The organism is Pseudomonas sp. R38(2017) (assembly GCF_002112395.1).
GTDB lineage: Bacteria > Pseudomonadota > Gammaproteobacteria > Pseudomonadales > Pseudomonadaceae > Aquipseudomonas.
The window spans coordinates 190,296-202,459 of the sequence record NZ_NEHN01000003.1; the positions used below are offsets into that span (position 1 = coordinate 190,296).

At 61.3% G+C, this 12,164-nt stretch carries 10 protein-coding genes; 9 read left to right on the plus strand and 1 reads right to left on the minus strand.

Annotation, left to right across the window (positions count from 1 at the left end):
* Positions 1-12 precede the first annotated feature (12 nt).
* Genes CAF87_RS07640 through tldD form a run of 3 tightly spaced genes read left to right on the plus strand, consistent with a single transcriptional unit; the run spans position 13 to position 6,183 of the window.
* Positions 13-3,816 carry a YhdP family protein gene (locus tag CAF87_RS07640; protein ID WP_085729602.1) on the plus strand — a complete coding sequence of 1,268 codons (3,804 nt, stop codon included), beginning with the start codon at positions 13-15 and terminating at the stop codon, positions 3,814-3,816.
* A gap of 58 nt (positions 3,817-3,874) precedes the next feature.
* Positions 3,875-4,735 carry a carbon-nitrogen hydrolase family protein gene (locus tag CAF87_RS07645; RefSeq protein WP_085729603.1) on the plus strand — a complete coding sequence of 287 codons (861 nt, stop codon included), beginning with the start codon at positions 3,875-3,877 and terminating at the stop codon, positions 4,733-4,735.
* 5 nt (positions 4,736-4,740) lie between these two features.
* Positions 4,741-6,183, plus strand: coding sequence for a metalloprotease TldD (gene tldD / locus CAF87_RS07650; RefSeq protein ID WP_085729604.1), 1,443 nt, complete (start codon positions 4,741-4,743; stop codon positions 6,181-6,183).
* Between the two features lie 51 nt (positions 6,184-6,234).
* Here the strand turns inward: tldD and yjgA are convergent, their stop codons facing one another.
* Entirely contained in the window at positions 6,235-6,759 is a 525-nt protein-coding gene (gene yjgA, locus CAF87_RS07655) for a ribosome biogenesis factor YjgA (protein WP_085729605.1), read from the minus strand.
* A 108-nt stretch (positions 6,760-6,867) separates the two neighbouring features.
* Here yjgA and pmbA point away from each other — a divergent pair, with 108 nt between their 5' ends.
* The 6 genes from pmbA (at position 6,868) to CAF87_RS07685 (ending at position 12,145) form a co-directional block, all read left to right on the plus strand.
* On the plus strand, positions 6,868-8,214 hold the full coding sequence (gene pmbA / locus CAF87_RS07660) for a metalloprotease PmbA (protein WP_085729606.1): 1,347 nt from the start codon (positions 6,868-6,870) through the stop codon (positions 8,212-8,214).
* Between the two features lie 161 nt (positions 8,215-8,375).
* A complete protein-coding gene (locus CAF87_RS07665) occupies positions 8,376-8,783 on the plus strand; it encodes a FagA protein (protein ID WP_085729607.1) in 408 nt (135 codons plus the stop codon).
* Complete coding sequence (locus CAF87_RS07670; RefSeq protein WP_085729608.1) at positions 8,764-10,140, plus strand: aspartate ammonia-lyase; 1,377 nt, start codon at positions 8,764-8,766, stop codon at positions 10,138-10,140. The genes CAF87_RS07665 and CAF87_RS07670 overlap by 20 nt, the downstream gene beginning before the upstream one ends.
* Positions 10,141-10,167: 27 nt before the next feature.
* On the plus strand, positions 10,168-10,608 hold the full coding sequence (locus tag CAF87_RS07675) for a hypothetical protein (RefSeq protein ID WP_085729609.1): 441 nt from the start codon (positions 10,168-10,170) through the stop codon (positions 10,606-10,608).
* Position 10,609: 1 nt separating this feature from the next.
* Positions 10,610-11,221, plus strand: coding sequence for a superoxide dismutase (locus CAF87_RS07680; protein WP_085729610.1), 612 nt, complete (start codon positions 10,610-10,612; stop codon positions 11,219-11,221).
* A 30-nt stretch (positions 11,222-11,251) separates the two neighbouring features.
* Positions 11,252-12,145, plus strand: coding sequence for a ZIP family metal transporter (locus CAF87_RS07685; protein ID WP_085729611.1), 894 nt, complete (start codon positions 11,252-11,254; stop codon positions 12,143-12,145).
* Positions 12,146-12,164: the final 19 nt, after the last annotated feature.

Sequence of the window (12,164 nt, forward strand, 5' to 3'; positions counted from 1 at the left end):
GAGCCAACTGACATGGAACGTCTGACACGCATTTTGGCTGCATTGACTCGCTGGGGTCTGGGCCTGTGCGCGTTGGTTCTGGTGTTGATGGCGTTGTACGTCAGCCTCGGCCGGGAACTCACGCCACTGGTGGCCGAATACCGTACCGACGTGGAAGAAAAGGCCAGCGCGGCCTTGGGCATGCCGTTGCAGATCGGTGAGCTGGAAGGCAACTGGAGCGGTTTCGCGCCGATCCTGCTGGCTCACGACGTGATGGTCGGCGACGGCGCCAATGCCTTGCGCCTGGATCGGGTGCGCGCAGTGCCGGATCTGTGGGCCAGTCTGCTGGCCCGCGAAGTTCGTATCGCGCATCTTGAGCTCAATGGCCTGAAGATCAGCCTCAAAGAGGGTGAAGACGGCCAATGGGTGCTCGAAGGATTGCCGGTGCAGCAGGATCAGCCCATGGATCCCGAGCAACTGTTCAACCGCATGCAAATGGTCCAGCAATTGTCGGTGCTCGACAGTCAGGTGACCTTGCAGCCGCTGGAACAGGCACCGATGACCCTTACCTATGTCGGGCTCAACCTCAAGACCGGCCTCAATCGCCAGCGCCTCGACGCGCGACTGACATTGCCCGACGGGCAACCCGTCGCACTGAGCCTGCGTACGCAGATTCATGCCAGCCAGTTGCAGGACAGTGCGGTCGAGGGCTACATCAGTCTGCCGCAAAGCGACTGGGCGAAATGGCTGCCCGAGCGCCTGACCCAGCAATGGAATTTCTCCGAGATCAAGGCCGGTGGCGAGCTGTGGGTCAACTGGAGCGAGGGCGCGCTGCAAAGCGCTGCCATTCGCCTCAACGCTCCGCAACTGACCGGCGCTTACGCAGAGCGCAAGCCAATCCAGATCAACAATCTGGCCCTCAACGGGTACTTCCAGCGCAGCGCCGAGGGCGCGACTGTCACTCTCGATTCACTGGCGATGAACTTTGGCGAAACGCGTTGGGAGTCCCGTGTCCAGGTCAAACAGACCGCTGCTACCGACAAGGTTGACGAGCTCTGGCACCTGCAGGCCGATCGTCTCGACCTGACGCCGATAACCCCGTTACTCAATGCGCTGGGACCGTTGCCACAAGGCTTTGCCACCGTAATCGAGCATCTGAAAGTGACCGGTGGCTTGCGCAACGTACTGCTGGATTTCCGCCCGAACGCCACCGACGACAGCAAATTCAGCTTCGCCGCCAACCTCGATCAGGTCGGTTTTGACGCCTATCACGGCGCACCCGCAGCGCGAAATGTCAGCGGCAGCCTGACCGGAAACCTCGGCGGCGGTGAGTTGCGCATGGACAGCAAGGACTTCGTCCTGCACCTCGATCCGATCTTCGCCAAACCATGGCAATACATTCAGGCCAACGCCCGGTTGACCTGGAAGCTCGATAAGGAAGGCTTCACCCTGATCGCTCCGTACCTGAAGGTGCTCGGCGAAGAGGGCAAGATTGCCGGCGACTTCCTGATCCGCCTGCATTTCGACCACGACCAGGAAGACTACATGGACCTGCGGGTCGGCCTAGTGGACGGCGACGGTCGCTACACCGCCAAATACCTGCCGGAAGTCCTGAGCCCGGCCCTCGACGAATGGCTGCGCACGGCGATTCTCAAAGGGGCAGTGGATCAAGGGTTTTTCCAATATCAGGGTTCCCTGAACAAAGGCGCCGCAGATGCGGATCGCAGCATCAGTCTGTTCTTCAAGGTGCATGATGCCGAACTGGCATTCCAGCCTGGCTGGCCACACGTGAGCAAAGTCAGCGGTGATGTGTTTATCGAGGACAGCGGTGTGCGGATCGTCGCCAGCAAAGGTCAGTTGCTCGACACTCAGGTCAACGACGTCTTCGTCAATATCCCTCATGTCCCGAATGGCGAGCACAGCCATATGTACCTCGACGGCGAATTTGCCGGCGGACTTGGCGATGGCTTGAAGATTCTTCAGGAAGCGCCGATCGGCACCGCTGACACTTTCGCCGGCTGGGAAGGCGAGGGCGATCTGCAAGGCAAACTCAAACTGGACGTGCCGCTGGCCAAGGGCGATCAGCCGAAAATCCTCGTGGACTTCAAAACCGCCAATGCGCGATTGAAACTGGCCGAGCCGAAGCTGGAGTTGAGCCAGCTCAAGGGGGATTTCCGTTTCGACAGCGCCAAGGGGCTGAGCGGGCAGAACATCAGTGCCCGGGCCTTTGACAAACCGGTCACTGCGCAGATCTTTGCCGATGGTGGCCCCGGCAGGCTCAAGACCCGGGTGGCGGCGTCGGGGCAGGTTGAAGTCAAGAAACTCACCGACTGGCTCGGCGTGACTCAGCCGTTGCCGGTGTCGGGGACCATTCCTTACCAGTTGCAAGTGAATCTGGACGGTGCCGACAGCCAGTTGATGGTCAGTTCCAGTATGAAGGGCGTGGCGGTGGATCTGCCCGCACCGTTCGGCATGACGGCCGATGTCGGGCGTGACACGGTGTTCCGCATGACGTTGCAAGGGCAGGAGCGGCGTTACTGGGTCAATTACGATCAACTGGCCAACTTCACCTTCGCTGCGCCACCGAACAGTCTCGTCGATGGCCGCGGCGAGCTGTTCCTAGGCGCCGGCGAAGCGGTATTGCCGGGCAACAAAGGCTTGCGGATACGCGGTGTGTTGTCCGAGCTGGACGTCAAACCCTGGCAGGATCTGGTGGACAAGTACGCCGGTCAGGATCCTGGGGGCAGCGCCAAGCAGCTGCTCAGCAGCGCGGATTTCAAGGTCGGCAAACTGACAGCCTTTGGCACCACGCTGGATCAGGCGGCGGTGCAACTGGATCGCAAGCCCGGCGCCTGGGCGCTGGCCCTCGACAGCCAGCAGGCCAAGGGCACGGTCGGCATTCCCGACGCCAAAAGCGCGCCGATCGTGGTGAACCTGCAATACGTGCGCTTGCCGGCATCGGACCCGACGGTGCAGGCCGACGATAACGCACCTGACCCCCTGGCCTCGGTCGATCCAACCAAGATCCCGGCGCTGGATATCACCATCAATCAGCTGTTCCAGGGCCAGGACCTGATCGGTGGCTGGTCGCTGAAAGTCCGGCCGACTGCCAAAGGCATCGCCCTGAACAATCTCGATCTGGGTCTCAAAGGCATTCTGCTGCAGGGCAGCGGTGGCTGGGAGGGCACGCCCGGTGCTACCAGCAGTTGGTACAAGGGCCGGATCGGCGGCAAGAATCTCGCCGACGTGCTCAAGGGCTGGGGCTTTGCGCCGAGCGTGACCAGCGAAGAATTCCACATGGATGTCGACGGCCGCTGGCCGGGTTCGCCGGCGTGGCTGGCGACCAAGCGCTTCTCTGGCACCCTCGATGCGTCGTTGAATAAAGGCCAGTTTGTTGAAGTGGAGGGCGGCGCTCAGGCATTACGGGTGTTCGGTCTGCTCAACTTCAACTCCATCGGTCGGCGTCTGCGCCTCGACTTCTCCGACTTGTTCGGCAAAGGCTTGAGCTATGACCGAGTGAAGGGATTGCTGGTGGCAAACAACGGCGTCTACGTGACGCAAGAGCCGATCAAATTGACCGGGCCGTCGAGCAACATTGAACTGAACGGCACGCTGGATCTGGTCGCCGATCAAGTCGACGCAAAATTACTGGTGACCCTGCCGGTGACCAACAACCTGCCGATTGCCGCATTGATTGTCGGCGCACCAGCCGTCGGCGGCGCGCTGTTCCTGATCGATAAATTGATCGGTGATCGCGTGGCGCGGTTCGCCAGCGTCAAATACACCGTCAAAGGCCCGTGGAAAGAGCCGAAAATCACCTTCGACAAGCCTTTTTGATCAAACAGGCTATAAACCGATGGAGTAGCATGGCTGCCTACCTCTTGCGGAGTTCGCCATGTCTTTAGCGGTGATTCAAATGGTCAGCCAGAGCGATGTGCTGGCCAATCTGCGCGATGCCCGACGTTTGCTCGAACAAGCGGCCAACGCGGGTGCGAAGCTGGCGGTGCTGCCGGAAAACTTCGCCGCCATGGGGCGTCGCGACATCGCCGACATCGGCCGTGCCGAAGCGCTTGGCGAAGGCCCGATCCTGCCGTGGTTGAAACAGACCGCCCGCGACCTCAAGTTATGGATAGTGGCCGGCACCTTGCCGTTGCCCCCGGTGGGTCAGCCTGCGGCGAAGTCCCATGCCTGCTCGTTGCTGGTGGATGATCAGGGCGAGTTTGTTGCCCGCTATGACAAGTTGCATCTGTTCGATGTCGATGTAGCGGACAATCGCGGCCGTTACCGCGAATCCGATGACTATGCTTATGGCAGTGGCGTGGTGGTCGCGGACACGCCGGTCGGCCGAATCGGCCTGACGGTGTGTTACGACCTGCGCTTCCCGGAGCTGTACAGCGAGTTGCGTGCTGCCGGGGCTGAACTGATTACTGCACCGTCGGCCTTCACTGCGGTGACCGGTGCAGCACACTGGGATGTGTTGATCCGTGCACGGGCGATTGAAACCCAGTGTTACGTGTTAGCCGCAGCCCAGGGCGGTACGCATCCGGGGCCGCGGGAAACCTTTGGCCATGCGGCGATTATCGATCCGTGGGGCCGCGTGCTGGCGCAGCAGGAGCAAGGCGAAGCCGTGTTGCTGGCCGAGCGCGACAGCAACGAACAGGCGTCCATCCGGGCGCGAATGCCGGTGACGGGTCATCGGCGGTTTTTTTCGCAGGGCGCACAGCGACCTGCTTCAGAACACGAATTTAAGGCGTAAAACCTATGAGCGAGTTGTTGTCCTCAGTCAGTGATCACCTGTTGGCGCCAGGCGGCGTGACGATCGAGAGCCTGCAAGGCGTGCTCGGTGATCTGGCGGGTCCAGGCATTGATGCGGCCGACCTGTATTTCCAGGGGCAGATTTCCGAGTCCTGGTCGCTGGAAGACGGCATCGTCAAGGAAGGCAGTTTCAACCTCGACCAGGGCGTCGGCGTGCGTGCGCAGTCCGGCGAAAAAACCGGTTTCGCCTACAGCAACGCGATCACCCTCGAAGCCCTTGGCGCGGCGTCCCGTGCGGCCCGTTCGATTTCCCGTGCCGGGCAGAGCGGTACGGTGCAAGCGTTCAGCACCCAGGACGTCGCTCAGTTGTATGCGCCGGACAACCCGCTGGAAGTGCTGAGTCGCGCCGAAAAAGTCGAACTGCTCAAGCGCATCGACGTTGCCACCCGCGCCCTTGATCCGCGTATCCAGCAGGTCAGCGTGAGCATGGCCGGGGTCTGGGAACGAATTCTGGTGGCCTCGACCGACGGTGGCCTGGCGGCCGACGTGCGTCCTTTGGTGCGATTCAACGTCAGTGTGATCGTCGAACAGAATGGCCGTCGTGAGCGCGGTGGCCATGGCGGCGGCGGGCGTACCGACTACCGTTACTTCCTCGCCGAAGACCGCGCCATGGGTTATGCCCGTGAAGCGCTGCGTCAGGCGCTGGTGAATCTGGAAGCGATTCCGGCCCCGGCTGGCACCTTGCCGGTCGTTCTGGGCTCGGGTTGGTCTGGCGTGCTGTTGCATGAAGCGGTCGGCCACGGTCTGGAAGGCGACTTCAACCGCAAGGGCAGTTCGGCCTACAGCGGGCGCATGGGTGAGATGGTCGCTTCCAAGCTCTGCACCATTGTCGATGACGGCACGTTGGCCGGTCGTCGCGGTTCCCTGAGCGTCGACGACGAAGGTACGCCGACCGAGTGCACCACGCTGATCGAAAACGGTGTGCTCAAGGGCTACATGCAGGACAAGCTCAATGCGCGTCTGATGGGCGTGGCCCGTACCGGCAACGGTCGTCGCGAATCCTACGCACACCTGCCGATGCCACGGATGACCAATACCTACATGCTGGGTGGCCAGAGCGATCCGGCGGAAATCATCGCGTCGGTGAAGAAGGGTATCTATTGCGCCAACCTCGGTGGTGGTCAGGTCGACATCACCAGCGGCAAGTTCGTGTTCTCCACCAGCGAGGCGTACCTGATCGAGGACGGCAAGATCACCGCACCGGTCAAAGGCGCGACGTTGATCGGCAACGGCCCGGAAGCGATGAGCCGGGTGTCGATGGTCGGCAACGATCTGGCGCTGGACAGCGGTGTGGGCACGTGCGGCAAGGACGGGCAATCGGTGCCGGTGGGCGTGGGTCAGCCGACGCTGAAAATCGATGCGATCACCGTGGGTGGCACGGGCGCGTAAGAAGGGATGGAGCTTCGGGTGGCGCGCAGTGCGGCCACCCGGTGGCGAATATCAACGCAGACCGCGTTGAGTCTCGTCCAGCTCACGGATGTACTTGAAGATTTTACGGCTCGAGGCAGGAGGCTTGTTATGTGCAACCTCGTGCTGGGCCTGACGGATCAGGGAGCGCAGTTGCTGGCGGTCGGCGTCCGGGTACTCGACGACGAATTTCTCCAGCACGGCATCGTCACCGCCGATCAGGCGGTCACGCCAGCGTTCGAGGTTGTGGAAACGCTCGTTGTACTGACGGGTAGAGGCATCGAGTTGATCGAGCAAGGTGAGAATCGCGTCAGTGTCCTGATCGCGCATCAGTTTGCCGATGAACTGCAGGTGCCGTTTACGCGCGATGTTCGCGGTGTGCTTGGGCGCATCGGCCAAGGCCCGGCGCAAAGCGTCGGTCAATGGCAGTTTCGCCTGCAAGTCGGGCTTGAGCGTTGTAAGGCGCTCGCCAAGGTCAACCAGAGCATGCAGCTCGCGTTTGACCTGGGATTTGCTTTTTTCTCCCGTATCGAGGGAGTCGTCGTAAGAATCAACCATGGTGGCAGTCCGCAAAGAAACGCCGCCATGATAACCAGTCGGGGGCCGCTTGTCCGGCCCGGTCGCTCGAAGGCCCCAGCCGAAAGCAGAATTTGAGTGGAGATGAGCATGAGTGCAGTTGAAAGCGTCGGCCCACAGGCATTGCCGGCACTGCAGGAACAGGTCGAGCAGATCATCGCCGAAGCCAAGCGTCAGGGCGCCAGCGCCTGTGAAGTGGCGGTGTCGCTGGAGCAGGGCCTGTCGACTTCGGTGCGTCAACGTGAAGTCGAAACGGTCGAGTTCAACCGCGATCAGGGCTTTGGCATCACGCTGTACGTCGGCCAGCGCAAGGGCTCGGCCAGCACGTCCGCTACCGGGCCGGATGCGATTCGCGAGACCGTCGCTGCGGCACTGGCGATTGCCAAGCACACGTCCGAAGACGAAGCCTCGGGGCTGGCGGATGCCGCGCTGATGGCCAAGGATATTCAGGATTTCGACCTGTTCCACCAATGGGACATCACCCCGGAACAGGCCATCGAGAAGGCGCTGCTCTGCGAAGCCGCCGCGTTCGACGCCGATGCGCGCATCAAGAATGCCGATGGCACCACGTTGAGCACTCATCAGGGCTGCCGCGTGTACGGCAACAGCCACGGTTTCATCGGTGGTTACGCGTCGACCCGACACAGCCTGAGCTGCGTGATGATCGCCGAGGCCGAGGGCCAGATGCAGCGCGATTATTGGTATGACGTGAACCGTCAGGGCAGCTTGCTGGCCGACCCGGTGAGCATCGGCCAGCGTGCTGCGCAACGGGCGGCGAGCCGTCTGGGCGCACGCCCGGTACCGACCTGCGAAGTGCCGGTGCTGTTTTCCGCCGAGCTGGCGGGCGGGTTGTTCGGCAGCTTCCTGTCGGCGATTTCCGGCGGCAGCCTGTACCGTAAATCGTCGTTCCTGGAAGGCACGCTGGGGCAGAAGCTGTTCCCGGAGTGGCTGACCATCGACGAGCGCCCGCACCTGATGCGTGCCATGGGCAGTGCGTCGTACGACGGTGACGGTCTGGCGACCTATGCCAAACCGTTCGTCGAAAAAGGCGAGTTGGTGTCGTACATCCTCGGCACTTATTCCGGGCGCAAACTCGGCATGCCGAGCACCGCCAACGCGGGCGGGGTGCATAACCTGTTCGTCACTCATGGTGATGAAGACCAGGCCGCACTGCTGCGACGCATGGGGCGTGGCCTGCTGGTCACCGAGTTGATGGGTCACGGGCTGAACATGGTTACCGGTGATTACTCGCGCGGTGCGGCGGGTTTCTGGGTCGAGAACGGTGAAATCCAGTTCGCGGTGCAGGAAGTGACCATCGCCGGCAACATGCGCGACATGTTCAAGCAGATCGTCGCGGTTGGTAACGATCTGGAGCTGCGCAGCAACATTCGCACCGGTTCGGTGTTGATCGAGAAGATGACCGTCGCGGGCAGTTAAGCTCCAGGCAGTTACACAAAAGGCGCGCCATCCGATTGGGTGGCGCGCCTTTTTTGTGTTCGCAGATTTTTTCGGCTGATCAGGCCAGCTAAAAAGCTACCCTTGTTTTGGTTCTCATTATCATCTAATAATAAATCTCATTATCGGATGAGCCCAGGATCATGAGTTCTGCCTTGCACGAGCAACCGTACCTCGATAGCTGGCGCTGGATGAGTCGCCAGATCCGTTGTGCCATGGATCCCGACGAACCGCGTCTGATCGAACATTACCTGGCCGAAGGCCGGTATTTGGCCTGCTGCACGGCGACCTCGCCCTGGACTGTCGCTGAAACCTCTTTCCGTCTGCTGCTCGACACGGCCACCGATATCGCGTTGCCGTGGCACTGGCGCAGCCTCTGTCTCGATCAAGCCTGGCACCCATTGCGTGAAATGGAGCGCCTGTCGCTGTGCAAATGCCGGCTCAAACGCTGGCAAAGCTACACCTGGCAGCTCGCCACCTGCGAGTTGCAACCCTCGATTCCTCTCATTGAATTAGTCCAAGGATTTACCGATGACCAAGACACGTATTGAGCGCGACAGCATGGGCGAACTGCAGGTGCCGATGGACGCTCTCTACGGCGCGCAGACCCAGCGCGCAGTGGATAACTTTCCGATCAGCGGCAAGCCGATGCCGACTCAGTTCATTCGCGCGCTGATCCTGGCAAAAGCCGCTGCCGCCCGGGCCAACGTCGAACTCAACCAGCTCGGCGCCGCTCAAGGCAAAGCCATCAGCGACGCGGCCCAAGGGTTGCTTGAAGGCGATTTCATGCAGCATTTCCCGGTGGATATCTTCCAGACCGGTTCCGGCACCAGCTCCAACATGAACGCCAACGAAGTGATTGCCACCCTGGCCAGCCGCCTGCTCGACGAGCCGGTCAATCCTAACGATCACGTCAACTGCGGGCAGAGCAGCAACGACATCATCCCGACTACCATCCACGTCAGTGCCGCGCTGGCCCTGCACGAACAGTTGCTGCCGGCGCTGCTGCATCTGGTGCAAGTCATCGAGCGCAAGGCCGAGCAGGTGCATCACCACGTCAAGACCGGCCGTACTCACTTGATGGACGCCATGCCGGTGCGCATGAGCCAGGTGCTCAACGGTTGGGCGCAGCAGCTCAAGGCCAATATCGGTCACCTGCAGGATTTGCTGCCAAGCCTGCAATCCCTGGCTCAGGGCGGCACGGCGGTCGGTACCGGGATCAACGCGTATCCGGAATTCGCTGCGCGTTTCAGCCGCCAGCTTAGCCAACTGACCAACGTGCAATTCACCCCGGGCAAGGATCTATTTGCGCTGATCGGCTCGCAGGACACTGCCGTCGCCGTGTCGGGTCAGCTCAAGGCCACCGCCGTGTCTCTGATGAAAATCGCCAATGATCTGCGCTGGATGAACTCCGGCCCGCTCGCCGGCCTCGGAGAAATCGAGCTGGAAGGCCTACAGCCTGGCTCATCGATCATGCCAGGCAAGGTCAACCCGGTGATTCCGGAAGCCACCACCATGGTTGCCGCGCAAGTGATCGGCAATGACTCGGTGATCACCATCGCCGGTCAGTCGGGCAATTTCGAACTGAACGTGATGCTACCGATCATCGCCCAGAACCTGTTGAGCAGCATCGAGTTGCTGGCCAACGCCAGCCGTCTGCTGGGTGACAAGGCGATTGCCAGCTTCAAGGTCAATGAGTCGCGCCTCAAGGAAGCGTTGGCGCGCAACCCGATTCTGGTCACCGCACTCAACCCGATCATCGGTTACCAGAAAGCCGCCGAAATCGCCAAGCAGGCCTACAAACAGGGCCGTCCGGTGATCGACGTCGCGCTGGAGCACACCGACCTGTCGCGCAGCCAGCTGGAAGAGTTGCTCAATCCCGAGAAACTCACCGCTGGCGGCGTGTAAGCACCGCAACCGCTTTGGAGGTTCACCATGGAGCACTGGAAACGCACGATCGAACGGGCCAATCGCTGCTTCATGCTGGGCGAGCTGATCGATGCCCGCGAAGCCTATCTGCAAGCGCTAGCCCTGGCCCAGGTGCTGTTCGAGCGCTGGGCCGATGCCGACGAAGCGGTGGCGGCCTGTGTCATTTCCCATCACAACCTGGCCGACCTGCATCTGCGCCTGAACCAGCCGGAGGAGAGCGCCGAATACCTCTGCGCGATCCATCAACGCCTATTGCAGACCATGCAGGACGAGCGTCTGCGTCCGGCCTTGCGTGAGGCGGCGTTGCGCCAGAGCAGCAAGACCTATGTCGAGTTGCTCAATTTCATCAGCGAACACGGCGAATACCCGCGCACCCAGCGCTTGCTGCACCCGAATACCGGCAATGCGCGCCGCGTGCCTGCCCAACATCACCATGGAGTCCACTGAAATGGCTTTTACCCTGCCAGCCCTGCCTTACGCCTATGACGCACTGGAACCGCACATCGATGCGCAGACCATGGAAATTCATTACACCAAGCATCACCAGACCTACATCAACAACCTGAACGCTGCGGTCGAAGGCACGGAATACGCCGAGTGGCCGGTGGAAAAACTCGTCGCCAGCGTCCAGCAACTGCCGGAAAAGCTGCGTGCGGCGGTGATCAATCAGGGCGGCGGTCATGCCAACCATTCACTGTTCTGGGAAGTGATGGTGCCAGGAGGTGGCGGTAAGCCGGATGGCGCGCTGGCCAGGGCGATCGAGGAACAACTGGGCGGCCTCGACAGCTTCAAGGAGGCCTTCACCAAGGCTGCGCTGACCCGCTTCGGCAGCGGCTGGGCGTGGCTCAGTGTCACCCCCGACAAGAAACTGGTGGTGGAAAGCAGCGGCAACCAGGACAGCCCGCTGATGGGCGGCAATACGCCGATTCTTGGACTCGACGTGTGGGAACACGCCTACTACCTGCGTTATCAGAACCGCCGCCCGGAATACATCAGCGCGTTCTACAACGTGATCAACTGGCCTGAAGTCGCTGCGCGTTATCAGGCTGCACTGGTTTAAGTCTCCTATAAAAACAATCCAGGGCTGACTATGGGCACTGAAACACTGGCGATCGGAAGCGGACGAATGTTTCGTTACGCATTCGGGTCGCTGCTGCTGTTGGCGGGGATGACCTTGCTGGTGGCTCACGGGCTGGAATGGCTGAACCTGGAGTCGAAACTGTCACGGGCATTGCAGGGCGGTGCGATCTGCGCGCTCGGCACGGCGCTCGGTGCCGTTCCGGTGCTGGTAATCCGCAACATGCCGCAGGCGCTGGGCGACACGCTGCTGGGGTTTGGCGCCGGCGTGATGCTGGCGGCGACTGCGTTTTCGCTGATCGTGCCAGGGATTGCTGCCGCAGAAAGCCTTGGCCTGAGTCCTTGGGGCGCCAGTAGCCTGATCTGTTTCGGCATCATGCTCGGTGCTTTTGGTCTGTACCTGGTGGACCGCAAGTTGTCCGGCGCTTCACCGGAAATGCTCATCGGCACTGTTGAGCATCCGGTGATTCCACCGAGGATCTGGCTGTTCGTGTTTGCCATCATTGCCCATAACATTCCGGAAGGCATGGCCGTCGGCGTCTCCGCTGGCGGCGGCATGCCGGACGCCGATAGCCTGGCGATGGGTATCGCCCTGCAGGATGTGCCGGAAGGTCTGGTGATTGCGCTGGTGTTGGCCGGAGCCGGGATGTCGCGGGTCAAGGCGTTTCTGATAGGAGCGGCATCGGGGCTGGTCGAACCGGTATTTGCACTGCTGTGTGCGTGGTTGGTCAGCCTGGCGGAGTTGTTGTTGCCCTTGGGGTTGGCGCTGGCGGCCGGGGCAATGTTGCTGGTGGTGACCCACGAAGTGATCCCGGAATCGCGACGCAATGGTCACGATAAACTGGCGAGCCTGGGGTTGTTGATCGGGTTCTGCTTGATGATGGTGATGGACACTGCGTTGGGATGAGAGGGGCGAGGGAAGCTTG